General features: G+C 49.7%; 24 protein-coding genes. 2 read left to right on the top strand and 22 right to left on the bottom strand.

All coding sequences use genetic code 11. The features are described 5' to 3' along the window. Window positions 1–41: 41 nt before the first annotated feature. Both ACCC71_RS00835 and ACCC71_RS00830 read right to left on the bottom strand, forming a co-directional pair. Window positions 42–626, bottom strand: a complete 585-nt coding sequence (locus ACCC71_RS00835; RefSeq protein ID WP_434310560.1) for a nucleoside recognition domain-containing protein — start codon at window positions 624–626, stop codon at window positions 42–44. A 24-nt stretch (window positions 627–650) separates the two neighbouring features. Then, on the bottom strand, window positions 651–1,346 hold the full coding sequence (locus tag ACCC71_RS00830; RefSeq protein ID WP_434310559.1) for an ATP-binding cassette domain-containing protein: 696 nt from the start codon (window positions 1,344–1,346) through the stop codon (window positions 651–653). A gap of 217 nt (window positions 1,347–1,563) precedes the next feature. On the opposite strand from ACCC71_RS00830, the gene ACCC71_RS00825 reads away from it, so the two are divergent. Beyond that, the gene (locus ACCC71_RS00825) at window positions 1,564–2,772 is read left to right on the top strand and encodes a PLP-dependent aminotransferase family protein (protein ID WP_434310558.1); all 1,209 of its coding nucleotides are present in this window, start codon (window positions 1,564–1,566) and stop codon (window positions 2,770–2,772) included. Between the two features lie 111 nt (window positions 2,773–2,883). On the opposite strand, the gene ACCC71_RS00820 is transcribed toward ACCC71_RS00825, so the two are convergent. The 13 genes from ACCC71_RS00820 to ACCC71_RS00760 all read right to left on the bottom strand — a co-directional run bounded on the left by ACCC71_RS00820 (window position 2,884) and on the right by ACCC71_RS00760 (window position 17,766). Beyond that, on the bottom strand, window positions 2,884–3,939 hold the full coding sequence (locus ACCC71_RS00820) for a hypothetical protein (protein ID WP_434310557.1): 1,056 nt from the start codon (window positions 3,937–3,939) through the stop codon (window positions 2,884–2,886). 14 nt (window positions 3,940–3,953) lie between these two features. Next, window positions 3,954–5,003, bottom strand: a complete 1,050-nt coding sequence (locus ACCC71_RS00815) for an aminopeptidase (RefSeq protein ID WP_434310556.1) — start codon at window positions 5,001–5,003, stop codon at window positions 3,954–3,956. A gap of 131 nt (window positions 5,004–5,134) precedes the next feature. Then, on the bottom strand, window positions 5,135–6,181 hold the full coding sequence (locus ACCC71_RS00810) for an aminopeptidase (protein ID WP_434310555.1): 1,047 nt from the start codon (window positions 6,179–6,181) through the stop codon (window positions 5,135–5,137). 68 nt (window positions 6,182–6,249) lie between these two features. Then, window positions 6,250–7,212: an ABC transporter ATP-binding protein gene (locus tag ACCC71_RS00805; RefSeq protein WP_434310554.1), complete on the bottom strand. Its 963-nt coding sequence runs from the start codon at window positions 7,210–7,212 to the stop codon at window positions 6,250–6,252. Beyond that, the gene (locus ACCC71_RS00800) at window positions 7,205–8,278 is read right to left on the bottom strand and encodes an ABC transporter ATP-binding protein (protein WP_434310553.1); all 1,074 of its coding nucleotides are present in this window, start codon (window positions 8,276–8,278) and stop codon (window positions 7,205–7,207) included. The genes ACCC71_RS00805 and ACCC71_RS00800 overlap by 8 nt, the downstream gene beginning before the upstream one ends. A 1-nt stretch (window position 8,279) precedes the next feature. After that, complete coding sequence (locus ACCC71_RS00795; RefSeq protein ID WP_434309499.1) at window positions 8,280–9,182, bottom strand: ABC transporter permease; 903 nt, start codon at window positions 9,180–9,182, stop codon at window positions 8,280–8,282. Next, window positions 9,182–10,195 (bottom strand): ABC transporter permease, encoded by a 1,014-nt coding sequence (locus ACCC71_RS00790; RefSeq protein WP_434310552.1) that lies wholly within the window; start codon window positions 10,193–10,195, stop codon window positions 9,182–9,184. The genes ACCC71_RS00795 and ACCC71_RS00790 overlap by 1 nt, the downstream gene beginning before the upstream one ends. A gap of 401 nt (window positions 10,196–10,596) precedes the next feature. After that, window positions 10,597–12,330: an ABC transporter substrate-binding protein gene (locus ACCC71_RS00785; protein WP_434310551.1), complete on the bottom strand. Its 1,734-nt coding sequence runs from the start codon at window positions 12,328–12,330 to the stop codon at window positions 10,597–10,599. 58 nt (window positions 12,331–12,388) lie between these two features. Next, a complete protein-coding gene (locus tag ACCC71_RS00780) occupies window positions 12,389–13,297 on the bottom strand; it encodes a dihydrodipicolinate synthase family protein (RefSeq protein ID WP_434310550.1) in 909 nt (302 codons plus the stop codon). 13 nt (window positions 13,298–13,310) lie between these two features. Further along, entirely contained in the window at window positions 13,311–14,633 is a 1,323-nt protein-coding gene (locus ACCC71_RS00775; RefSeq protein ID WP_434310549.1) for an FGGY-family carbohydrate kinase, read from the bottom strand. Window positions 14,634–14,649: 16 nt separating this feature from the next. Continuing rightward, window positions 14,650–15,588 (bottom strand): PHP domain-containing protein, encoded by a 939-nt coding sequence (locus ACCC71_RS00770; RefSeq protein WP_434310548.1) that lies wholly within the window; start codon window positions 15,586–15,588, stop codon window positions 14,650–14,652. A gap of 13 nt (window positions 15,589–15,601) precedes the next feature. Further along, the gene (locus ACCC71_RS00765; protein WP_434310547.1) at window positions 15,602–16,441 is read right to left on the bottom strand and encodes a class II fructose-bisphosphate aldolase; all 840 of its coding nucleotides are present in this window, start codon (window positions 16,439–16,441) and stop codon (window positions 15,602–15,604) included. A 26-nt stretch (window positions 16,442–16,467) separates the two neighbouring features. Next, a complete protein-coding gene (locus tag ACCC71_RS00760; protein ID WP_434310546.1) occupies window positions 16,468–17,766 on the bottom strand; it encodes a transaldolase family protein in 1,299 nt (432 codons plus the stop codon). 312 nt (window positions 17,767–18,078) lie between these two features. On the opposite strand from ACCC71_RS00760, the gene ACCC71_RS00755 reads away from it, so the two are divergent. Continuing rightward, entirely contained in the window at window positions 18,079–18,804 is a 726-nt protein-coding gene (locus tag ACCC71_RS00755; RefSeq protein WP_434310545.1) for a GntR family transcriptional regulator, read from the top strand. A 174-nt stretch (window positions 18,805–18,978) separates the two neighbouring features. Here ACCC71_RS00755 and ACCC71_RS00750 read toward each other — a convergent pair whose 3' ends face one another. The 7 genes from ACCC71_RS00750 to ACCC71_RS00720 all read right to left on the bottom strand — a co-directional run bounded on the left by ACCC71_RS00750 (window position 18,979) and on the right by ACCC71_RS00720 (window position 25,945). Continuing rightward, window positions 18,979–19,875: a LysR family transcriptional regulator gene (locus tag ACCC71_RS00750; RefSeq protein ID WP_434310544.1), complete on the bottom strand. Its 897-nt coding sequence runs from the start codon at window positions 19,873–19,875 to the stop codon at window positions 18,979–18,981. Window positions 19,876–19,936: 61 nt separating this feature from the next. Then, complete coding sequence (locus tag ACCC71_RS00745) at window positions 19,937–20,308, bottom strand: NifB/NifX family molybdenum-iron cluster-binding protein (protein ID WP_434310543.1); 372 nt, start codon at window positions 20,306–20,308, stop codon at window positions 19,937–19,939. 5 nt (window positions 20,309–20,313) lie between these two features. Continuing rightward, a complete protein-coding gene (locus ACCC71_RS00740; RefSeq protein WP_434310542.1) occupies window positions 20,314–21,528 on the bottom strand; it encodes a DVU_1553 family AMP-dependent CoA ligase in 1,215 nt (404 codons plus the stop codon). A 31-nt stretch (window positions 21,529–21,559) separates the two neighbouring features. Continuing rightward, on the bottom strand, window positions 21,560–22,189 hold the full coding sequence (gene trsM / locus ACCC71_RS00735) for a DVU_1556 family methyltransferase (RefSeq protein ID WP_434310541.1): 630 nt from the start codon (window positions 22,187–22,189) through the stop codon (window positions 21,560–21,562). Further along, the gene (gene trsS / locus ACCC71_RS00730) at window positions 22,186–23,514 is read right to left on the bottom strand and encodes a radical SAM (seleno)protein TrsS (protein ID WP_434310540.1); all 1,329 of its coding nucleotides are present in this window, start codon (window positions 23,512–23,514) and stop codon (window positions 22,186–22,188) included. Before trsS ends, trsM begins: the two co-directional genes overlap by 4 nt. Further along, the gene (locus ACCC71_RS00725) at window positions 23,511–23,702 is read right to left on the bottom strand and encodes a DVU_1557 family redox protein (protein WP_244801533.1); all 192 of its coding nucleotides are present in this window, start codon (window positions 23,700–23,702) and stop codon (window positions 23,511–23,513) included. The genes trsS and ACCC71_RS00725 overlap by 4 nt, the downstream gene beginning before the upstream one ends. Beyond that, window positions 23,684–25,945: a pyridine nucleotide-disulfide oxidoreductase/dicluster-binding protein gene (locus tag ACCC71_RS00720; RefSeq protein ID WP_434310539.1), complete on the bottom strand. Its 2,262-nt coding sequence runs from the start codon at window positions 25,943–25,945 to the stop codon at window positions 23,684–23,686. The genes ACCC71_RS00725 and ACCC71_RS00720 overlap by 19 nt, the downstream gene beginning before the upstream one ends. Between the last annotated feature and the right edge of the window lie 53 nt (window positions 25,946–25,998).

Raw genomic sequence — 25,998 nt, 5'->3', positions numbered from 1 at the left:
CCACGCCCCTTGTAGACTTTTACCACAAACTGACGGAGAGCCTAGGCTCTCCGCTTTTTACTGTCCATTATCTTGCAAAAAATAATCGCAGCGCCCGTACTGATCGCCGTAGCGGCAATCGCTGGCCCCACAATCACGGTTGGGTTCATGGAGTGATACTGCTGCCGGTAGGCAATCATCGTCATCGGGAGCAGCTGCAAAGAAGAAATATTCAGAATAAGAAACGTACACATTTCACGGGAGGCAATACCTTCTTTTTCCGGATTGATTTCTGCTAAAGATTTCATGGCCTCAAGCCCAGCAGGCGTGGCCGCCCAGCCAAGGCCTAAAATATTGGCTACAAAATTCGTGGAGATATACTTTAGAGAAGCATGATTTTCTGGAATCCGTGGAAATAAAAAGCGCATCAAAGGCTTCATTTTTCTAGCGATCCCACGGATCAGCCCAGCCTGCTCTCCGATTTCCATAATCCCGGTCCAGAGAGCCATCACCCCCAGCATGGTAATGCAAAGCTCAATCCCCTCCTTCGCTCCGCTTAAAACCGCTTCCGTAACCGCCGCAGTTCTTCCGGTGACTAGTCCATATCCGATGCCCAACAAAAGCATAAATGCCCATAGAAGATTCATGTTTCCCGCCTTTTGCGTTTTTCTCTAATCTATGCGGCTCCCCCTATTAAAAATGCTTTCCCCCGGATACAAACGCCCGCCACATAGGATATAGCGCGCCTCACCAAAATATTCGCTATCACCCGTTCCTGCTGTACGAATGCTCGTAATCCCCTTCCGAAGCTCCGCTTTTCGAAGAGCCTCCTCCATTTCTATCCGTTCCGCCCCCATCAAGCCCTCCAAGAAGTCATCCACCAAAAGAAATTTGGGAGACAACAGCAGCGCCCGTGCTGCGCCGGCCAAACGCCGTTCTTTGTCAGAAAGCGCTTCTGGATATTTCTCCAACAGATGCTCGATTCCCAACGCGTTCGCTTCCTCCCGTACACGCCGCTTCCTAGCCGCACGTCCGCCTCCTCTAAATTCCAATGGCAGCAGCAAATTTTCTTCCAGCGTTAACGCACGAATAAAATTGGGATTCTGTCCGACGATGCCAAAGAGCTTCCGGCAAAGCCGTCCCCTCCTCAGCTCCGACATAAAACGCCAGTCCTCTCCATCTACCGTTACACGCCCTTCGCTTGGAAACTGTTTTCCGCAAAGCATCTGAAGCAGCATGGTTTTTCCGCTTCCATTTTCGCCCTGGATCAACACCGAACGGCCTTCCGCTGCCGATAGATTAATTTTATTAAAGACCAGACGTCCGGATGGCGCTCGCTGCGTCACTTTTTCCATGCGTATTTCCATCTTTATCCTCCATGCGCGTTCCCTTCGCGTACTTGTCACTGGAAAGTAAAAGCAGTATAACAAAAAAATGTCAACAAAGTGTCAACAAAAAGGAAATTGTTGCTCTTATATATGATTTTTTATTCATATAAACATGATTATAATTGCTCTTATCAACATGTATAAAATATTTTATAATATTACTAGATAAACTATTTTTATCTTTTTGGGAGGTAAAATGATGAGCGAATATGCAAGAAGAATTTCTACGATGGATGGTGAAGTCCACAAATTAAAGGTCCTCACGGATACGCTCGCCGCGCCCGGCATTATTTCCTTTGCCAGCGGGGCTCCCGGCCGGGAGGCTTATCCCTTTGACGCTCTGAGAGAAATCTGCCAGGATGTTTTTCATCCGGATGCCAGAGGCTTTGAAGCGGTAAAATACGGCTCCGCCAATGGATATGAGCCTTTCCGGAAAGCGATCTGCGATCATCTGTTGGCTCCGCGAGGCTTAAAAGCGGATCCTTCTGAGATCCTGGTTACTGCCGGCGGAATTCAGACCATGAACCTTTTAGCGCAGCTTTATATCAATCCAGGCGACGTCATTTTAGTGGAGACGCCGTCCTTTGTTCATGCCGCTATGATCTTCAAAATGTTTGAGGCGAAGCTGGTCCCCTGCGACATGGATGAAAACGGTCTGATTATCAGCGATGTGGAAGAAAAAATTAAGAAGTATTCTCCAAAAATTGTCTATACCGTACCTACCTTCCAGAATCCGACCGGCGTCACGCTTCCTCTGGAAAGAAGAAAGCAGCTGGCTGAACTTGGAAGCAAGTACAATGTGATCATCCTGGAGGATGATCCGTATCGGGAAATCCGTTATAGCGGGGAAGAGCTGCCATATATCAAGAGCTTTGATACCACAGGAAATACCATTCTCTGCAACAGCCTTTCGAAAATTTTCTCTCCTGGCAGCCGCCTGGGATACCTGGTTGCTGATCCGGAAACGATTGATACGCTTTGCAATGTCCGTCTGGGAACCGATACCTGCCCGAATACATTCACGCAGGTGGTCTGCGCAGAATTTTTCCAAAGAGGATACTATCCTGCCCATCTGGAGCTGCTCTGCAATCTCTACCGGAGCCGCCGGGACACCATGCTCCGCGCCATCGACGAGTATTTCCCGGAAGGCACCACGCATACCATGCCGGACGGCGGTTTCTACGTATGGGCTGAATTACCGGAAGGCCTCAACGCCTCTGCTTTGCGTAAAGAGGTGTCAGACAAGCTCAATATCTGCTACGGCGACGGTTCCATCTTCTTTACGGAAGGAAATCCGGAGAACGCTGGTTCCCGTTGTATGCGCTTGAACTTTAGCGGACTTGATGAAGAAACCATTCAGGTGAACCTGAAAAAACTGGGAGACTTTTTCAAGTCAAAAATGTAAGAACTTTAGTCCCGCTCCTTCTTTAATCTAAAAATTTCTTATAGAACAAAAGAAAGCCCGGAAGGATTTTCCCTCCGGGCTTTCTTTATTTTACATTTTTATATTGAAAACTTAACGTCCCAGTTTTCTTGCCATCTCTACAAATTCCGGCGTCGGGCCAACTACCGTGCCTTCATCCAAAATCTGTACGCCGTCTACCCACAGGCTGCAGTTCAGGCAGATTCCATCGGTATGGCTGGCAGCAGGAATGCCATGGGTGCCAGGAATATCATTTAACAGCTGAGGACCTACGTTACCGATACCCCACTCGGTGCAGCCCCAAACACGCTCGTCTTCCACGATATCGCCGCAAAGCTTCGCGTTCGGGCCAAAGCCTAATCCGCCGTGAGCTACCAGATACATCATATCGTCGTTGAAGGACTCGATCCATTCTTTAAAAGCAGCGGCATCCGCTCCACCCTCGATGGTCTTCACAAAACCGTTCTCGATTTTCATCTTGATCGGGCTCTTCAGGATTCCAAGAGGCGGAGACATAACGCCGTCTACTACCATGGTTCCGTTGATGGTGGAGAATACCGGAGCCCAGCCGATCTGACCGGACATCATCTTGATCTCACCTTTACGAACAAATCCATCCGCAGTGGTATACTTACGGCCGCGAGCATTGTCGCACTCCAGATCCATGCCGGCCGGAGTCGTAATGCGGATGTGAGTACCTGCCTCCATGTAATCGGAGATTCCCTGAACAAACTCGCCCAACAGACGGTTATCAACCTTACCGATATTGCGAACCGCAGTATCCGGGTGAACGCCGTTCTGATTCAGATAACGAGGACGGTTGTTGGGGTCTTCTACTACTTTATCGTAAACTGTGGAGTAGAAGATCAGTTTGGTGTTGTATTCTACCCAAACATCACAAGCTTTAATTCCATCGATCAAAGCTTTCATCGGCATATCATCATCGCCTGCTTTTCCGCCTTCCGGAGCCGCAATGATCATAACCAGCGGCTTTCCACCAAGAATCACGCAAGCCTGTGCCGCCGCATCCACAATATCCTGATTGGATACCGTATCGGTGGTAATGGCCACGGTTTCTCCCGGCTGAAGCTGAATCATATCGCGGAACATTTTAATGCAGGCGTCTAAAGTTTCATATTCGTAGTACATAAACAGCCTCCTAATTAGTGACCCAGTCTACGGGCAAGCTCCACCAGTTCCGGCGTCGGTCCTACTACTTTACCTTCATCCAACAGCTGCACGCCGTCCAACCAAACGCTGCAGTTCAGGCAGATGCCATCGGAATGAGTGGACGCAGGAATTCCACCAGGGATATCAGATACCAGCTGAGGACCAACATTACCAAAGCCCCACTCGGTACAGCCCCAAACACGCTCATCCTCTACGATATCGCCGGAAAGTTTCGCGTTCGGGCCAAAGCCGAAGGAACCATGGGCAACCAGATACATCTGCTTGTCATCAAAGGACTTCATCCATGCCGCATATTCCGTCGCATCGTTGCCGCCCTCAATCTTGGTGATATAACCCTTCTCTACCGTAAATTTGATAGGGCTGCTTACTGCACCCAAAGGCGGGGAGATGGTTCCATCTACGACGATGGTTCCGTTCATGCTCTCGAAGTTCGGAGACCAGCTGATCTGGCCAGGGAACATCTTGATTTCACCTTTACGTACAAAGCCATCGGCAGTTACATACTCACGGCCAGGCTCGTTGTCGCACTCAAAGTCCATGCCGTTCGGAGAAGTGATGCGGAAGTGTTTTCCAGCCTCACAGTAGTCCGAAAATGCCTGAATGAACTCGTTCAGCAGGTTGTTGTCTACTTTGCCGATATTGCGAACCATCAGCTCCGGATTTACGCCGCACAGATTCATGTAACGCGGGCGGGTCTCCGGATCTTCGATAATTTTGTCATAAGTTGCAGAATAGAAAATCCACTTATTGTTGTACTCTACCCAAGCATCGCAGCCCTTAACAGCAAGAGCCAGAGCCTCCGAAGGCATATCGATATCGCCAGCTTTACCACAATCTCTAGGAGCCGGAATCTTCAAAACCAGGGGCTTCGCGCCCAGAGCCACTGCTGCTTTCGCGGTAGCGCTTACTACTTCCATACTGGACTCCGTATCGCAGGTAATTGCGATCGACTCGCCAGGCTGCAGCATGAACATGTCACGAAGCAGTTTAAAGCATGCATTAGTCAGTTCGTACTCATACATAAGTTAATTCCTCCTTATTTTTTTGGTCATCCGCCATTGGGATGCCAAGATTTATCCTCATCTTTTCCGACTCATCGGAAAATGCTTATGGATTGCATTGCACAAAATTTTGCTCTTTTCGATCTTGTCAATTATCTTCCAAGCTTTCTTGCGTATTCTACCAGCTCCGGCGTCGGGCCAACCACTACGCCCTCGTCCAGTACCTGAACGCCGTCTAACCAAACGCTGCAGTTCAGGCAGATTCCATCGGAATGGCTGGCTCCAGGAATTCCTTCCGGAATATCCGAAGTCAAGATCGCGCCAACATTACCAAAGCCCCATTCCGTACAACCCCAAACACGCTCATCTTCCACCACATCGCCCGTCAGCTTTGCCTCCGGTCCAAAACCATAAGCCAAGTGAGCAACCCGGAACATCTGCGGATCATTAAAGCTCTTCAGCCATTCCTCAAAATTCTTCGCTTCCATACCGCCTTCAATCTTGGTGATCTCACCTTTTTCTACCGTAAACCGGATCGGCGTGTCCACTAAACCGATAGGAGGATTCTGAGAACCGTCCACTACCAAAACACCGTTGATCGAATCAAAACGGGGCGCCCAGCTGATCTGTCCAGGGAACATCTTGACTTCACCCTTACGCACAAAGCCATCGGCGGTCACAAACTCACGACCAGGCTCGTTGTCAAATTCAATATCTGTTCCTCCCGGGCTGGTTACGCGGATATGTTTTGCATTTTTCGTGGCCTCGTCCATACCCATGATAAATTTGCCTAACAAAACGTTATCCACCTTGCCGATATTCCGAACCAACAAATCTGGATGTACGCCATTCTGATTCATATAACGAGGACGGTTTTCCGGATCTTCTACGATCTTGTCATAAACCGTAGAATAGAAGATCAACTTGGTATTGAACTCAATCCAGGCGTCGCATGCTTTGATTCCATCAATTAAAGCTTTCATCGGCATGTCGTTATCGCCGGCTTTTCCGCCTGCCGGAGCCGCGATTTTAAAGATCAGCGGTTTTGCCCCCAGTATCACAGCTGCCTGGGCAGTGGCTTCCACAATCTCATCATTGGAAACTGTGTCCGTGGTGATTGCGATGCTCTCGCCGGGCTGCAGCATAAACATATCACGAAGCAGCTTCAGGCACGCATCCATCAGTTCATAATCGTACATAATATCCTCCTTGTCTATCTTATTATAGGAGTAGTTCCCTCCTTGTTTGGAGGGAACACGCTCTCTTCTTACTCATCAAAGAGATGACACCGTACAAAGTGCCCCGGCTCCACTTCCCTCATCACCGGATCTTCCTTCATACAGATCTCCTTCTTGCACGAACACCTCGTATGGAAGCTGCATCCGCTCGGCAGATTCACCGGCGACGGGATCTCTCCCTCACACTTGATCTTCTTCGGCTTCATCGCCTCTTCCTCCGGCGTGATCACTGGGATCGCCGATAACAGCATCTGCGTGTACGGGTGCAGCGGCTTCTCATAAAATACCTTCGTCGGCGCGATCTCGCATATCTTCCCTAAGTACATGATCGCTATCTTCGTCGATACGTTCCTCATCACTCCCATGTCATGCGTGATGAACATATATGTCAGCTTCCTCTCATCATGAAGCTTCATCAGCATGTTCAGGATCTTCGCCTGGATCGATACGTCCAGCGACGACGTCGGTTCATCCAGGATGATAAACTTCGGGTCGCTGCACAGCGCTCTCGCGATCGATACCAGCTGCCTCTCTCCTCCTCCGATTGAGTTCGGCGACTTATACATAAACTCCGGCGGCAGCTCTACCATCTCCAGGATCTCTAAGATCTTGTCTTCTATCTCATTCTTCGGCACGATGTTGTGCACCTTCAACGGCAGGCTTAAGATCTGCTTTACATCCTGATAGGGGTTTAACGATGAGCCCGGGTCCTGGAATACGATCTGCGCGTTCCTGCGGAACTCCTTGCTTCTTCCTTTCGTCTTCTTCGTGATCGTCTCTCCGTTGAAGATCAGCTCTCCGTCCGTCTGCTGGTACATTCCCATTACCGTGTATGCAATCGTGCTCTTCCCGGATCCGGACTCTCCCACAAGGCCCATCACTTCTCCTTCTGAGATCGTAAAGTTCACTCCGTCTACCGCTCTTACATACCGGTCTTTTCCTACTGCAAAGTACTGCTTCAGGTCTTTTGCCACCAGGATCTCTTTACTCATCCCCTTCACCCCCTTCCTTTCTCTCTTCCTCTGCCTTTCCGGCTTCTTCTGTACTCACCTCCGGGCTCTTACCGCTTCCTTCCGACACCTTCTCTCCATATCGGAAGCACGCTACCTCATGCTCCGGCGACACCTCTACCATTCCCGGTCTCTCCTCTCGGCAGATATCCATCGCATGCGGGCATCTCGGACAGAATCGGCATCCTTTCGGCGGGTTCACATAGTCCGGCACATATCCGTAGATTCCTGCCGACAGCCCTCCTCCCGATAACCTCGGCGCGCAGCTTAACAATCCCTGCGTATACGGATGGCACGCGTTCTCAAACAGATCCTGTGTCCGGCATGTCTCGATGATGTTTCCTCCGTACATGATATAGATTCGGTCTACCAGCTGTCTCGCTACTCCTAACGAGTGCGTGATCATGATCAGCGATCTCTTCTTTTCTTCTACCAGCTCGTGCAGCATCGATAGGATCTGGTCCTGGATCGTTACGTCCAGCGCTGTCGTCGGTTCATCTGCGATTAAAAGGTCCTTCGTCGTCACCATCGCCGATGCGATACAGATTCTCTGTCTCATTCCACCTGACAGCTGGTGCGGATAGCTTCCTAGGATTCTCTCCGGGTCCGACAGCATTACGTTTGTGATCGCTTCTTTCGCTACTTCTTCCAGTTTCTTTTTGTCTGCGCCTGGATACTGCCCCGAATACTTGATGATATCCGTCAGCTGCTTTCCTACCGTAAACACCGGGTTTAACGCCGACATCGGCGACTGCGAGATCATCGATACTCCTTTTCTACGCAGCTCCAGGATCTCATCTTTACTCATCTTCAGCGTGTCTTTTCCGTGGAACAGGATCTTTCCGTTTGGCACATGGATCAGGTCTTTCGCCAGTACTCCCATGATCGTTTTCATCGTGGTCGTCTTCCCGCATCCCGATTCTCCTACCAGTCCCACTTTTTCCGCCTGGTTTACGTGCAGGTTGATGTGGTCCACTACCTGCGAATACCCTCGGTATGTCTTATACCAGATGGAGAGATCTTCGATGCTCAGTACTCTTTCCGCCATCTTAGTGCCCTCCTTTATCAAACATGTCACGGATTCCGTCTCCTAAGAAGTTGAATCCCAGGATTACAAACGCTACTCCCGCTGCCGGGAAGATCGTCATCCACCATACGTCCGGCATCAGCGACGCTCCGTCTGAGATCATCTGCCCAAACGCCGGCGTCGGCGGCTGCTCTCCTAATCCTACGAAGCTTAACGACGCTCCCATCAGGATTACCCACCCTACGTCTAACGCCATCTTCGTGAAGATCGGCGACAGGCAGTTCGGCAGGATCTCTTTAAACAGGATGTGCGCTTTCGACGCTCCTATCATCTCCGCGTTCTTCACAAAGTATTCCTCTGAGATCGACGACGCGTTTCCATACACCAGTCTCGTGTACCACGGCCACCACATGATCGTTACCGCAAGCATCGAGTTCATCATGTTCGGCTTTAGGATCGATGCGATACAAAGCGCCAGGATCAGCGACGGCACCGATAAGAAGATATCCGATATCCGCATGATCACCGCGTCGATCTTCGTTCCATGGTAATATCCTGCGATCAGTCCCAAAATCGTTCCCACCGGCACCGAGATCGCTAACACCACCACGCTCATGATCAGCGCTCCACGGAATCCGTACAGCACACGGGAGAATACGTCTCTTCCCATCTGGTCCGTTCCGAAGAAATGCTCCATACTCGGCGCCAGGCTTGCGTTCGCATAGTCCACAAAGCTTCCGATGCTTTCCGGGTACGGCGCTATCACCTCCGCAAATACCGCGAAGAAGATCGATACCAGCACCAGGATCAATCCGAATACCGACAGCTTGTTTCTTGTGAATTTATATCGATAGATCTTTAAGTTCTCTTTCGTCGAGGGAGACAGCAGGCCCTTCTTCTTTTTCGTTTCTGAAGTCTTTTCCACTATTTGCCTCCTATTCTCATGCGGGGATCCAGGGCCGCTATGATCAGGTCTACCGCCAGGTTTACCATAAAGAAGAGCACCCCTATGATCAACACTACCGCACAGATTGCGTTTAAGTCTTTGTTTAACATCGCGTTGATTCCGTATCTCGAAATCCCCGGCCAGTTAAAGATCTTTTCTACCAGAAACGCATTTCCAAGCAGCGACGCAAAGTCCATTCCGATTACCGTTACTGCCGACGTCGCCGACGGACGCAGCAGATATTTCTTCGTCAATACTCCTCCCGGCAGTCCATGGCCTGTGGATACCGCCATGTATTCTCTCGTCGAGTTGTCTACCATCGACGAACGCAGCACACGCGCATCCTGTACGATCGGCCCGATCGCAAGCGACAGCGCCGGCAGCAGCAGATGCAAAAAGGCATCCCATGCCACGGAAAACTGGCCTGTCAGCAGACCGTCCAACACAAAGAGTCCTGTGATATGCGTCGGCGGCGCCATACTGCTGCTTAAGCGCCCTAACACCGGGATCACCGGCACCACATATCCGAACAAGAGCAGCAGCAGCACTCCCACTACGAATGCGGGAAGCGCCACGCCTATGTAGGAAAATATCCGGATGATTCCATCGATCCAGGTATTCTTGTGCTTTGCCGCAAGGATTCCCAATATAAAAGAGCCTCCCACGATAAGAACACCAGTCAATAAGATCAATTCCAACGTAGCGGGGAAAAACTGAACGACATCATCTACTACGGCGCGCTTGGTGATAAAGGAGTTTCCAAAGTCCCCCTGGACTACACGGCCCAGCCACTTCACGTACTGTACCGGCAGCGGGTCATAAAGGTTCATCTCCTGGCGCAGCGTTTCTTTCGCTGCCTCCGACGCACGGCTTCCCAGGGCAATGGTCGCTACGTCTCCGGGAACGACCCGGGCGATCGTAAAGATCAGGATCGACGTTCCCAGCAGCACGAAGATTCCCATGAATATCCGCTTTAATAAGAATTTTGCCATTGCGTTTTATCCCTCCTTTCCTTTTCAGTCACAACCTTACAGAAGGCTCCTATTTTTCGTTGTCGCAAATTTTTTAAATTCATTTCTGTGATTTCTTCTTATTTAAAATCACTATGGATAATTCTGTTTTCTTTCTTTTAATCGTGGTATTTTCTTTCCACATCAAATATTTTAAAGGATCATACCGTCTTCTTTCAATGTACGGCAGGAACAAATCTAAAAACTATTTTTGTTGCTAAAATCTCATTCCAATATGGATTTGTATCACGTCACCTTCCGGTAAAGATGCAAAGGGGCCGAGCGAAAAGCCTGAATGCCTGCACGGCCCCTTTACCCATCATCTTTTGTACATGTTTCCTTACTTTTATCTTATGTGCTATCGAAAAATACAGTAGGTTGTCTTATTTCTTATCCAGATGATATTCCATATCCGAGAAGATTACCGTGTAACCATTGGCAGCAGTCGCTACTTCACCGGCCGGTGTATCTTCGATAAAGCTCCAGGTAAGATATCCGCTCTGGTAAGCGCAGCGCTCAGCCAGGCTGCAAAGGAAGCAGCTCGGGCACAGCTCGTCTACGATATAGTTCTGAAGAGCCGCATATTTCTGATTACGCTCTGCATCGTCTACCGTCAAAAGCGCATCCTTCAGATCAGCTTCCATCTTCTCATCATCCAGCCACTCGCCGTTGTTCCAGGTTCCCTGGGTGGTCTTCGAGTAACGGCTCTGAATCAGAGTTCCCACATCACCTACCGGAGAACCAAAGTTGATCATCGTAATCTGAGGAGAAGTCTCTACGCTTCCCATCTTATCGATCAGAGAAACCCAAGGTGCCTTAGAAATTTCAATCTTGATACCAACCTGCTGTGCAGAAGCCTGCAGCAACAGAGCAATCTTCTCCAGATCGGCTACGTCGGAGTTTACCACGATCTCGATCGGGTAATCCTGATAGTTATCGGCATACTTAGAAGCAGCCAGATACTCTTTTGCTTTCTCTACATCATAGGTAAAAGTAGAGGTTTTCGCATAACCAGCCATCGAAGCGGGAGCCAATCCTTCCAAAGGAGTGGAATCCAGCAGAATGTTGTTGCAGATCGTTTCATAATCTACCAAGCAGTTCAGCGCACGGCGGACATTGATGTCGTCCAAAGGCGCAGCCTGGTTGTTGTAATACATGTGATAAGACAGGGTATTGCTGTAGGTAGCAATGGAAACGCCGTCGATCTTGCTCAGAGCGTCCAGGGTTTCCGTACTCTGCCAGGTATCGGTGATATCCAGCTCTCTGCTGTTCATCATCGTACGGATGGTGGTTGCCTCGCTGACTGCCAGCAGCTTGAAGGCTTCCGGAGCAATGTCGCTCTTCCAGCCTACAAACCAATCGTCAAACTTCTCGGCGTATAAATAATCCTGCTGTACCAGAGTCTTCACCATGTAAGCGCCGGATCCAGCGTCATTGGAGATCAGCCAAGCTTTTCCGTAGTCACCATGATCGCCATAGGTGGTAACGGACTTATCCTCATTCGCTTCTACCTGTTTGCTGTTCAGAATATACAGACGTACCAGGGCGTTTGCAAACGGTCCGAAAGGCTGGCTCAGATGGAATACTACTGTGTAATCATCCGTAGCTTCCGTATTGCCGGGCTCAATATAACCCTCAAATACATAGGAATTGCCTTCGCCGATAGTCAGGAAACGATCCATCGAATACACGACATCCGCTGCTGTCAGCTCATCGCCATTGTGGAATTTGATTCCCTGTTTCAGCTTAAAGGTATAAGTCAAGCCGTCTGCGCTTGCTTCCCAGCTGTCGGCGATTCTGCCAACTACGCCGCTTTCCACGGAGCTGTCAGGGTACACCAGACTATCGTAGATGTTTACCATCGCGATATTTTCGGAGTTACTAGTAGCTACTGCGGGGTCCAGATTGGGGGTTTCCGATACGCTTACTTTGACACAGCTCTCTTTTTCTGCTCCGGAAGGCTGCTGCTGCGCTTCTGTTGCCGCATTACCAGGCTCTCCGCCTCCATTGGCAGCTGCTGTCGTGTCAGCCGTCTGTCCACCTCCACAGGCAGTCAACATGGTTACTGCCATCGCTGTGCTCATCATGAAACATAAGCACTTTTTGAACTTCTTCATTCCCAATTTCCTCCTTCTTTTTCTTATAAATGCACATTGTGCGTTTACGCGTTCCAAATCATTTCCCCAGGATGAAATCCTTCCTCTGGTCGATACAGGCTGCAATGGCCGCCTGTTCCTCTAAGGAGCACGGTAATACCGGTTTTCTCGGAACACCGCCATGAAAGCCCATCAGATTCATGGTTGCTTTCACTCCGGCAATTCCTGCTCTGCCGCCCGTTTCCTTTATCAGGCCCTTTAGTTGTGTAAAGAAGTCTGTTGCCGCCGAAAGGCCTTCTTCACGGAAAATCTGATAAAGTCTAGCGCAAACTTCAGGGAAATAATTGGCGGAAGAGAGTACGCCTCCCTGCCCGCCGCCAGCTAAACAGGTCATCGTCATCCCTAAGGTTCCAGAGAATACGGCAAAGTCCTCCCTGCCGCCAACGGCCTGTAAATACTGCGTCATCATGTCCGGCGACGTATCTTTAATTCCAACAATATTCGGATGGTCCGCCAGAACTTTCACCGCTTCCACTGAGATACATACCCCGTTGGCAAAACCGGGGGCACAGTAGAGCACTACTGGATAAGGGCTTTCATTGGCAACCGTGGTAAAATAATCGATCAAAGCCTCATCCGTCATCGCGTTTTTAAAATAACAAGGCGTCAAAACGCTGGCATAATCAATCCGTACTTTTTCCTGCTGCAAACGCCGAAGGAAACAAAGGGTTTGGTACAAAGATTCTCTGGCAATGCCAGCCATAAAAATCTTTTCCTCCGAAAGAGTTTCCCCTGCCGCTTTGATCACCGCCAAGGATTCCTCATCATCAAGGGCCCGATACTCGCCATTGCTGCCAAGAGCCATACAGCCATTTACATCCGTGCGATTCCATCTTTCATAATTTTCCCTCAGCCAGTCCAAGCGCAAAGCGCCGCTGTCATCAAAGGGGGTTACCGCCGGTATCAGAACTCCTTCTAACTTTTTCATCTGCCAGCACCTCTTATCTCAGATAATATTTTGCCAGTTCCACATTGCCCAAAATCGGGCATTCCTCTGTCATCTGAAGCTGGTAATTAGGATACAGCTTCTTCTTTAAATTGAGGTAAGACTCCGTAGCCATGCCGCCGGATACCTTTACCACGGATTTCAGGGGAATCTGTTTGGCCGCTTTCTCCACGGTTCCATAGATGACATCCTGAATCGCTGCCAAATAGGCCACCAGCATCTGTCCCTTTGTGGTTCCCAAAGTCAATCCATGAAAAGCGCCCGTCTTCTTTTCCAAGCTCTGGCGGTCTCCAGACAGATACGGTTCAAACCATACGCCTTCCGAACCCACTTCCAGATAACGGTTAATTTGCTCTTCTTCAAATTTGTAAAATTCTTCTCTGGTCATTTCCTGACAGAACTGACGCCAAAACCAATCGACACCAAAGCCACCGCAGGTAATCGCAAAAATCTGCCACAGTCCAGGAAGAGCGGCATTCCGCAAATAATACCCTGGATCTGTCCGTGGCTGGTCGGTCAGAACCGATATAATTTCCGATGAGCCAGTCGTATTCATCATGCAGCCACTGCTCTGATTTCCAGCTCCCATCTGAGCCGCCGCCACATCATTGGTACCCACGCACACAGAAATTCCTTCTCTTACCCCCAGCTTAAAAGCGATATCTTTTTTCAAGCTTCCGCCTAATGTTCCAGGGGCCAGAATTTCCGGAAAAATCGCTTCCGGAAGTTCAAAGGCATTCAGCAATTCCTTGGACCATCCGCCTTGAGTGGTGGTTTCGTAAACGCCCAGCATAGAAGCGTTCACAAAGTCAACCATGATGTTTCCTGTAAGCAGATAGTGGATCAATGTGGTCAAATGGCCGACTGCATAGGATTTTTCAAGCACTTCCGGCATATTTTCCCGGAACCAAAGCAGTGTCATCGCGGAACATCCGCCAGGAAACGGATAGATTCCGCTGATATTCATATAGGCAGTATTTCCAAACGTCTTACTAATATACTCCGTCTGCGCCCGGCTGCGCCGGTCCAGATGAGTAATAATATTCGGATATAAGAGATTCCCGGAGCGATCTAAAAAAATCAAAGAAGGGGAGAATGTATCGTAACATACCGTCTCCACCTTTTTTTTAAGCTCCGAAGGGAGCCCTGCGGCGGCTTGATAAAAAGCCCCCATCAGATCTTCCACACGCAGCTCGTTTTTCTCCCCCGGCAATATCAGATAAGAATAATCCGCCTTACTATGGCAAAGGATCTTTCCTTCTTCATTGACAATCGCCGCTTTTACAGCCGAAGTTCCAAAATCGACGGATAAAAACATCTGGGCTCTCTCCTCTTCAAATCAATCCTGCTAAAATAGGATTTCGATAAAATTCACTTTCTGTCAATCCGCATTCTCCGATATCCCGCGGATCCGATACGCCTTTTTTTCCATCTGCATGGTAGTCTGAGCCTCCGGAAATGATCGGGATTCGTCCCCCATACTGGGAAACTACCTCCGTATAAATCTCGAATTTGCTCATCCGCCCATTGTAACTGGTTTTATCGTAGGTATATCTGCCTTCGATTCCATCCAGCCCCTCAAAAATCAACTGATCGATGAAATCTTTGCGGCGAATCGTCTGTCCATGATAATCTACTTCTTCTCCCACCAGATAAGGATGCGCCAGAATGACAATCCCTCCCTGGCGATGGATCTCATGGATCACATCGGCCGCCGCCGGCTTTTTTCGATAAATGGTTAAATTGGGATTTCGCTTTACCAAAAGCTTTGCTTCTCTCCAATCGCTGACATAGCCCTTGTCTGCCATCAGATTAAAAATCATTTTTTTCTGAACTTCTGTCTCTGGAACCGGACTGCCGCCTACGCGAAGAACTTCCTCCCATGTCATCGGCATTCCCATCTCGTCCAGGCGTTCCAGCAATTTTTTATAGCTGTTCACCTTACTGCGGACGGTAAAATCATCCAGTTCCCGAAAAAACGGTGCTTGCCAGTTACAGTGAAAGCAAACCAAATGTACTTCTTCAATTTCTGTCTCGCAGGAAACCTCCGTTCCCAAAATCAGTTTCAGTCCCAGAGAATCCGCGTATTCCAGAATATCGATCTCACGGCCGTCCACCATGACCGATTTTGGAGGAATCTTATCATGATCGGTAATGGCTACGATCTTCATTTTCCTTGCCGCTGCATGCTGTAGGAATTCCGCCGGCGTATCATTGCCATCCGAACGATTGGTATGCCCATGCAGATCACAGACAAAATTTGCTTCGCTCATCGCTTTCTTCCTTTCAGTTGGCAAACACAGCGATCAACCGCTTCGCCATATCCCGCACTTCCTGCCATTGCCGCTCAATCAGTTTCATCGGTGCATAAGACTCTCCATCCTCTTCCAAATACGCTTTCGCGGCGTCCATATAAGCATGCTTTAAAGCAGTGGAAACATTTACTTTTGCAATTCCCAAGGTAATCAATCTGCGAAATGTCTCATCGGAAAGTCCGGTTCCGCCGTGACACACAATCGGCTGATCCATCTCTTTCCCCAAGGCTTCTACCAAATCGAACTTCAATTTCGGCGCTTTCTTATACACGCCGTGGGCCGTACCGATGGCCGGAGCGAAGAAATCAATATGGCTTTCTTCTACGAATTTGAAGCAGTCCTCGTAATCCGCCAGCTTTCCTGTCTCAGCGCTGATCTCTTCTTCTACGCCCTCGATCACGCCCAGCTCACCTTCGGCAAAGACGCCGCGGGAATGGGCGTAATCCGCCGCTTCCCGTGTCATCTGAATATTTTCCTCTAACGGAGAGGCAGACGCGTCAATCATAATGCTGTCCCAACCTGCGTCCACACATTCCTTGGCAAATTCCACAGAACGGCAGTGATCCAGATGTAGAAAAACCGGAACCTTTGCGTCACATTTCAGGGTATTAATCATCGAACCCAAACGCTTCGCGCCATAATATTTTACCGTACCGACCGACGTCTGAAGAATCACGGGTTTTTTATGTATCTCCGCAGCGGCGATCACTGCGCTGGCTGTGGTATAATCCAGGATATTAAAAGCTCCTACGCCGTAAGCGTTTTCCCGTGCCTCTTTTAGAGCGTCTACCACGGTGATTTTCTTCATCATTGCTCTCCACCCTTCTCTTTTTCAAGTTACGACTGACCGTTGGCTGCGTTCAGGAATCTTCTCTGATAGCTGATTACCTGATTGGTAGAGCTAAATCTGGCAAGATATTCCGGTTCTGCCGTAATGACTACTTTCTGATTCATATCCATGAACTCCGGCTCTGTCAGCAGCTTATCGATATCCGGATACATCTGCGGACCTTCCATGGAGCAAACAATAAGACGAGTGTCTTTCATATTGCAATTTTTCATCACACGCAGATTGTGTCTCATGCCATCCAGTCCATCGGAACCTTCTTCATCGCCGATGTGGCGGTAAGCCACGAGGTTGGAAGCAATCTTATAAATGCTGCTCAGGTCTTTTCCCATATCTGCCTTGGTCAGATAGTCGTTCTTCATCATATATTCTTTCAGCTCTTCCAATGCGGAAACGTCGCCGCTTCTCTGATAGATATCCACGTATTTCTTCAGCACCTGAGACTGAATCAGGCGATGACGGATAAAGGAATTGATAAAGTAAGGACGCGCCTGCAGAGCCAACTGTGTCTGGTACGGCTCGAACATCAAGGTAAAGTTCACACGATAACCGTGCTCATGGAACTTCAGCGCCAGATTATGTCCCAAGAAAGCGTCCTTTACATTTACATCATCATAGCGGACATCCAGTTTCTTATCACCTTCCAAAAGCTGTCCCATGTTCTGACGATTCACTACGCCGGTGTGAGGAATCTTGATTACCACACGGTATTTGGAGAACATCTCCTTAAACTTCTCTGCTTCTTCCAGAAGTTTTCCGAAGTCTTCCTCAAACGGATTGTTCAGTTCTACGCTGATGTCGCAGCCAGGGCCAAGAATTCTGGCGATCTCCGCCATAACTTCGTCTCTATTTTTGAATTTATTCCCGACATTTGCTTTAGGATTATTGATAAAAAGATCATACACAATTCCTGGGTTGCAGGTAAGATTTGCAATCAGATTGCTGATAGAGGCCACCTGATAAGGATCTGCGCTGTCCGCAGAGAAAAGCACGTTGGTCGGACGCAGCTGGCTGTTCTTATCATAAGAAATATTTCTCTTAAGATCCACACGAAGAACTCTCTCTTCATCCATCTGGTAGGTTGCTTGAAAACCTGCCGGCGTCTCTCCCGCCGGTGTCTGGAAGGTATCAATCACATCGCGGAACTGCTCCGTCACGCCAATCGCCTGGGCCGTTTTGTCGAGAAGATCAAAATCTTCTCTCTCGATAGGAAGATCCATCACACGTTTTACATAAGCTTCTTCACCGCTGACTAAATTTTTCGCCAGATTTTTCAGATACAACTGCATTTCATAACCCTCCGCCTAAAATATACTTCAATTTTATATTGTCATATCTTGTATATACGTGTATAATATCATATAGGCATATAGGTGTCAAGCAAAACCTTTTTTACTTTTCGAATCTGCAATATTTTCATTTACAAAAGAAAAAAAGAAAAACGTGAGGTATAGTATGATAAGTAAAGATCATCGCGCATTATTTGACAAAAAAAGTCATTTTGTTTATACTTATCCTGAAATATTTTCAACGCGAAACGTCGGAGCTTTCCTTGATCCGAAAGGAAAGAGACACGTATTTTTTCGGAGGGAGGGAACAATATGTTAGACAAAAATAGCTCGACGCCATTATACATACAACTGGATGACATCCTTCGCCTCCACATTTTAAACGGAGACTGGAAACCCCAACAGCTGATTCCGTCTGAAAATCAGTTGAGCAGACTGTATGGAATTAGCCGTATGACCGTCCGGTCAGTTATTACGTCTCTTGTAAACGAAGGACTCCTATACCGAGTTCAGGGGAAGGGGACATTTGTCGCCACTCCAAAAATTTCCGCCAAATCGCCTGCCTATGTAGGTATTCGAGAACAGCTGGAAAAGCAAGGATATTTGATCGAGACAAAAATTATTGAGTGGAGTATCATGCAGGCAGGAAAACATGTCGCCGCCATACTTGGTATACCGGATGCTGTGGAGGTCTATCATATTCGGCGTCTCCGTTACGCCAATGGCGAACCAGTCAGCATTCACGAATCCTATATTCCCCGAAGTCTTTGCGAATCGCTTTGCGAGCAGGATATCGAGCAGGAACAATTGTGTCATGTTTTAAGTCAAAAGTATGATCTGACGGCAAATGAAGTTCACGAAACTCTGGAATCCGTTTCAGCCTCCGCCAGCGAGGCTGAACTTTTTCACATTCCGGAGGGCTATCCGCTGCTTCTCTTAAAGGAAACCAACCGCACCACCGCCAACCAGGCTTTTGAGTACACGAAGATTGTATTCCGGGGCGATAAGATCAAAATTGAATTCGACTATCAGCTTTAACGGAGTTCCTGAGCAAGATTAGGTACCAAAAAGTTTCTCGTAAAAAGTATCGGGATATTTTTTACGAGAAGCCCTTTCGTGCCTAAATCTTGATAAAATAAAGAACGCATCCCGAAACCAAGCGTGGTCCGAGGATGCGTTTTTTCTATGTTTCTCTGATACTGGCAGAGGAGCCTAACTCTCCTCTACGTTGATCAATCCATTCTCCTTCATATAAGATAGAATTTCCTTTTTTAACAATTCCGTAGCCGGCGAAATATAATCCGGGTACACCGTCACCAGGCCGATCGTACGATTGTGCCTTGGCAAAAGAGGCCAAATATTAACGTCGCGGGGATTGCAGCGGGCTGTCATCAGCGACGCGATACAGCATCCCAGCCCCTGCTCCACAAACGCATGGCAGGTATCGTCCACTTCAATTCGATAGTTGGACTGTACGGAAAGCTTATTCTCTTCAATATACTGCTTCATCTCCGTGTCATATCCCTCAGACTGTAAGATCAGCGGCACATCTTTCAGATCTTCCGGCGTTACGCTCTCTCCGTTTTTTGGATGAAAATCCTTCGGAGCCAGACACACCATCGGCGTATTATGAAGAGGGATAAACTGTTCCTTCTCCGCAATATCCTTCGGAAGAAAAGCCAGATCCGCTTCTCCCGCCTCCACCATCCTTCGAATTCGCCAGTCTCCGCTTTGAATGACAGAAACCCGGATATCTGCATATTTCTCACGGAATCGCTTTAAAATCGGCGGAATCCAGAGAACCGTCGCACTATTGAAGGCAGCGATTTTCACTTCGCCCCGGCTAACGTTCTTTAATCCAGCCGCCGTCTGTTCCAGGGAGTCGCTGCATGCCAGAAGATTTCTCACATACGGCATCATGATTCTTCCGCTGGAAGTCAGCTCCACATTATTTTTATTGCGGACAAAAAAAGGATATCCATACTCTTCCTCCATTTTCGAGATAATATGACTGACCGCCGACTGAGTCACATTTAACGCCTGGGCGGCCCGGACAAAACTTTTTTGTTCCGCTACCGCCAAAAATACCGTCCACTGATAAATTGTCATTGACCGCTCCTTGCCGCTTCTTTTCCTGCCTCATCTGCCTTTTGTTGACAAATGCAGGCTGTTACTGTTCCTCCCCATGGGAATGTCCGCCCTTTCCGGGACCTCCGATGTACTCGTCAATCCAGGGAAGCTGGTAACGCACCATATAATCATAGGCTTTCTGCACTTTCCGGCCGCTGCCATTATAGCGCGTCACTCCGGCGTCTGCCAACAACTCAAAAGGTTCCTTCTCCATGGGACCGCAGATAATCGCCTCGCAGTCATGTTCCAGTACCTTTTTGGCAAATACCATATTATCCGGATCCTGTTTGCCGTAAATCTTAAAAATCTGATTCTTGTCCGCGTCGATAATCATCAAAAATTCACTGTCCCGAAAGGTTTTTGGCACCAAGCCATTGATCTCCATATTCTCACAGGTCACCGCGATTTTCATTGTTCTTATCTCCCATCTATTCTTTGTATATTCCGCTTCCCATTTCCGAGGAAAGGCAGTTCCGCCGCCCGTTCCAACTGAAAAGAAAGCTCTGGAAATTGCTTTGCAAGAACCCCTCTTATCTCATCCAAATCCGCTGTTTCTCCCGCCACACGGAAGAAAAACTCCTTTTCCGGCGTCATCCGAACCGAAAAATCCCGAACACCAGCGCAGGCAAATACAGCCTCATCCAACAGATGAATGGAAACGACTCCGCCATCCGGGAGAAAAATCAAATTTTCTTTCCGGCCCATCACTTTGTCCAATCGCAAAAGCGGATCCCCACAGCCGCACGGCTCGGCCAACAGCCTTCCGATATCGCCGGTTCGATACCGAATCAAAGGCATTCCTCTCCGGGCAAAAGTCGTCAGTACAATCTCCCCATAGACGCCGGCATCCACCGGTTCTTCGCTCTCTGGATCTATGATCTCCAAAAACAAGTCTCCGTGCCGCAGATGGCTTCCGGTGTGCGCGCCGCATTCCACGCCGCCGCCATAGCCGGTCTCCGTCATCCCCCAATGATGAAAGACCTCCGTCCCCCAGGCCGACCGCAACTTGCGGCATACGCTCTCCGGCACATAATCTCCGGAAAGCAGGACGGTCTTTGGATGAAGATCCGGCCTTAATCGGGCCAGATGAAGCAATTGCCCTGGGATTCCCACCAGACAATCAGCGCCTTCCGCCGCTTTTCCCGCGGCGTCAAAATCCCGAATCAGCCCGTGGACCAAACACCCCACGTCGTTCCTTTTCAGCGCTTTTTTCAGCAAACCGCCGATGGTAAATTCCCCAGCTCCCTCCATAAAAACCACGACATTTTGGCCTGGCTTTGTCAAAAGCATCATACCCGGCGTAAAAAAGTCCGCCGTCGCTTCCAAATCCTCGGCCGTGAAAAATATCCTCTTGGCAATTCCCTGACTTCCGGAAGTGCGAAGCGTAATAATCCTTGCAATCTCCTTGGGAGGCACGCAGAGGAGGGCCTCCGGCTCCCTTCGTACCTCCTCCGGGGTGGTAAAGGTTCTTTCTTTTTCGTAGAAGCGGCAATGGCTTCCGGCATACTCCCGGATGTTCTTTACCTGCTCCCTCTGCCACGCGAGAAGGCTATCCGGATTCAGTTTCTCTCCCAGTCCCGTTTGCCTGCGCAGCCAAGAAGTGACCGGATTTTCTCCCGCGTTCATTCCCATTCTGCCTCTCCTATGCTCTCCCGGCATAAATTCAGATGTCTTTTCGCAAAATCCACAAACCATAGCCGCAGCGAGCCCGCTTTAACATGGCCCGGTCCGCGCCCAAAAGGGCTGGAAGCTCGCAGGCCCTGCCATCAAACAAAAGCTGTCCCCAAAATTCCCGCAGTTCCCGAGACGCATCCCAGAAATTCTCTATCTGAAATCCAGCCGCCAGAAACCGCTCTTCCTGGGATTCCCGGCGTTCCAGCCGTCCCAGCACCCCAGTCAGTTTCTGCTCTTCCCCATTGCTGATCATATCGCTGATGCAGACAGCTCCCCGATTTTTTAAAACGCGAAAGCATTCCGCCAACACTTCTTCTGGGGCTTCCATCCGCGAAAGGCTGCATTCCAACAGCACGCCATCCAACGTTTCCGCCTCAAAGGGAAGGCGGGCCGCATCCGCCCGCAGGATTCTCTGCCCGTCGCAAAATGATTCCTCTTGTTCCACGCCAACAGCTTCAAAGGACGTATGTTCCGCCAAATATGCCAATGTCGCGCCCTGGCCGCATCCCAGATCCGCCAGCTTTGCGCCTTCCGGAAATCCGGCAAAAGTCAACATCTTTTCCGTCAAAGAAAATCCTCCGGGCCGGCAAACCGGCCCGAGACAGGTATCCCTTTTCATTCTTTTCCTCCAAACGGAGTTAAATAATACGCGCAGAAGGGAACATGCTTCCCATCTTTATATACATGGAGACTGCACTGGCGCAGCCGCTCAACATCCAAATTCCCAGCATCCTGAAATGCCATGGCCGTGATCGTAAAGCCGTGGCTCTTGGCTCTTGCCAGAAAGCCTTCCATACTGAGACTTCCGGTATCGCAGCAGCAGCAACAGCTCCCAGCCGCTTCTTCCTCTGGCTCGTCCCGCCGCTCCCAGCGCCGTCCAACGAATTCCCGGTTTTTCTCCGCGGGGTCCACGGTATTTACGCCGCAGCAGCATTCCCCCTGGGCCACGCCCCGCTTAGTCAAAGGCATCAGCGTCCGATCTGGCATCACCACAAAATCCCCATGGAAACCACAGAGCGGGTGATCGCAGGCCGAAGGGGCAAGGCTCTCCGTAGAAAGAAGTTTCCCCGCTTGCTTTCCGATCTCTGCAATCAGCTGATCCAGCGTAAACCGATCTTCATCCCTCGGCAGCTCCGGCATCTTCCCCATATAGCTGACCGGCTGAAAATGGACGCCACGGACGGCCGGAGACTGCTTCACCGCAAATTTTAAAATATCCCCAATTTCCTGAATATTCACTCCCGGCACCAGGGTCGGCACCAAGGTCACGCCCACATGGTATTTGCTGCAATTGGCAATCGCCTGTTCTTTTAGCTCCATCAGCGGCCGCCCGCGAAGCTTCTGCCATACCTTATCTCCGGTCCCGTCAAACTGCAGGAACACAAAGGAAAGCCCAGCCTCCGCCAGACGTCTCGTAAAATCCTCATCCTCAGCAAGACGCAATCCATTGCTGTTTAACTGCACGTATTTGCAGCCTGCTTCCTTGGCGTATGCGACGATTTCCGGCAGATCGTCCCGTACTGTCGGCTCGCCCCCGGAAAGCTGCACCAGTGTCTTTCCCGGCACGGTCAAATCCCGAAGCCAGGCTTTTACCTGTTCCAAAGAAGGGTCCGTTCCTTGATGGTTATCCGCAAAACAATGGCGGCAGTTCAGATTACAGCGATCCGTAATCTCCAGCAGCACGCAGCAGGTATCTCTCTTGTGATCCGGACAAAGTCCACAGCCGGACGGGCAGTTCGGATTCTCACCTTCTTTGATTTCCGGCACATCGCCAATCCATTCCGCAAGATCTTCCTGATCCCGCCAAACCACCGAAGAAAACTTGCCATGCTCCGGGCATTCCCGCTCCAAGTAAACCGCACCGCCCCTGCGCACCTTCTGCGCCGGAAGCTGCCGTAAGCAAACCGGACACACGCTTCTAGTTCTTCTCACAATATCCATCATTTATCTTCCAACTCCTGCTCCACTTCGGCCATGCGGCCCTTTACCAATTCCTCCGGAATATAAACTTCACCGCACTCCGGACAGCGCAGGATATCCGTATGAAACGTGTGCCCCAGATAGCGAAAGAAAGTTTGGGCCGGTTCTAATTCCCGGTTACACCGGCAGCAGATTATTTTTCGTTCTGACATTTTACATCATCCTCCAGGCACATCCGGTGGGCATAGCCCCCGAATAACTCATAGCCGTCCTCCACCGGCAGATATTCTGCCCAGAAGGTCATATTCTGTATTTTCTTATGGCCGACAAAGTGACCTGTCTCCGGATCTTTCATCTTCCGGCCCGTCTCCTCACACCAGGAAATCACCTCGGCCATATCGCCTTCCAGAATCATATCCTTGGAAAGCTTCCTCTTCAGCTCTTCGCCGATCACTAAGTTCATCTCTTCCCTCTTTTCCGTCTCTTCCTGCCAGTATTCCTGAAGCAGCTCACGTTTCAACGCCCTTCGGTTTTCCCACCGCTTGGTCAAAGTCGGAGGAACCCGCCCCGCATCGTTCAATCCAAACAACAAGTCCAGCAGATGGTAGACCGGCTTTCTCTGGGACGCAAAGGTATCCCGGCAATTGACGCAATAGGCAATATATGGATTTTCCTTTTCCGAAAGGCGGTCTCTCGCCACTTCTCTGGAATAAAGAGACGCCGCCACCGAAGTATTCCCGCCATAGCTGCAGCACTGAGCCAGCTCGCCTTCATGGGACAAAGGTTCCAGCGGAATCTCCATCTGCTCTGTCAGCTTCCGCACGCTTTCCTGCAGCTTTGGGAAATCCCGGCTCGCGCAGGGGTCAAAAACAGAACAGGTTCCAGCCGCAGGCCTCGGCGCATCGATTCCCCATTCCGCCATCCGTTCATACAGAAAGCTTCCAGGAATTTCCGGCAAATACTGGGAAAACATCTGACGGCAGGTCGGACAGCCAAAAATCACTTCCGGTTTCCCCATGGTTTCCCACTGCCTCTTGATCTCCGCGATTTCCGCCTGATGGCGCTCCTCCTGCCCGCCCCAGTCGGCAGGCGCGCCGCAGCACCGGAGCCACAGAGCCATATCCGGTTTCTTGGATAGGAGATATCGGTAGCTTTCCTTTACATAAGCCGGGTCCGACGCCCCCATCTGACAGCCAGGGAAAAATACATAGGACGGATTTCCTTCCCATCCGGGGGCTCTTTTTAACAAAGAAGCTTCCCCATTGGAAAATTCCATATCCCGCAGGAAATAATCGTGGAACGCCCAGGGCATCGCGCCTTTTTTCACCATCGCCTGGTGGCTTTGCTGGAAAAATTTCCCGATGTCAATCTTCTGCGGGCAGGCCGCCTTGCAAAGACCGCACTGATTGCAGGTGGAAATCAATCGGGTCGCCCATGTCCCGTCACGGGATAAGGTTCCCGGATGGATGGTAATATAAACTTCTTCGTAAATTCTACGGGGCGTTTTTTCAAACAGCCGCATCAAATCGCATTCCCGCATGCAAGCGTCGCAAGAGCACAAAGCGCACCGCGCCGCCTCTTTTGCTGCCTCTTCCTCCGTATAACCTTCACCATCCGCGGGAATCACTTCCGGCATCTCGGAAAGCCGCGAAGAATCCAGACGAAGGCCCGTCCCCTTGGGAGCTTCCGGAGAATTCATTCCTCCGGTTTTGATATACCATTCGATGGCATGGGACGCTTCCAGGCCATCCGCAATCGCCTGCATCGTATCCGCCCCGATCAAGGAGCCGCCCAAAAAGACGCCCTTTTGATTCGAAGCATAGGCGCCGCTTCCACTGAGGCCGAGGCCGAAGTCCTCCCCACCCTTTCCAGTGGCCACATAGACGGCGTCAAAATCTGAAACTTCTTCCAGCGACTGAATTTCCCTTTCGCTTTCCAAAGTATAATTTTCAAATTGAAATTGCTCTTTTATATCGGCAAGAAAAATCTCCGAATCCAGGACATCCCAGAGATGTCCCCCTATCCTGCCGCTTTTTTCAAACACAGTCACTTCATATTTTTTATGGCAGAGAGACAGCGTACAAGCTAAACCGCTGATTCCTCCGCCGATCACCGCGATCCTCTTTCCCTTGCTTGGCATATTATAAGCATTTGGCTTTTTCCGGGTCGCGTAGCAAAGCATCGCCTGTTCCAGCTGATGCAGATGAAGGCTTCCATCCTTTTGGGCGCGTAAACAAGCTCCCTCGCACGGGTGCGGACAAGCTGCGGCCACAATCCCCGGAAAACCAACGGTATTCTGGAAAGTACGGAAAGCCGCATTGAACCGCCCCTTTTGAATCTTTTTCATCAAATCCTTTACATCAAGGCGAAACGGACATTCCGCCGTACAAAACGGCGGCTCATTCTGCCGGCATTCCACCGACAGAATTTGCTCAAAGTCGTTTAAAAAGCTCATACATCCTCCATCCTTAGCGGAGCGCTTTTGATTCTATTGAAAATTCCTCCGGA

This window comes from Hominifimenecus sp. rT4P-3 (genome assembly GCF_051055405.1).
Classification (GTDB): Bacteria; Bacillota; Clostridia; order Lachnospirales; family Lachnospiraceae; genus Pseudolachnospira.
This window is presented reverse-complemented; position numbering and strand designations above follow the sequence as displayed.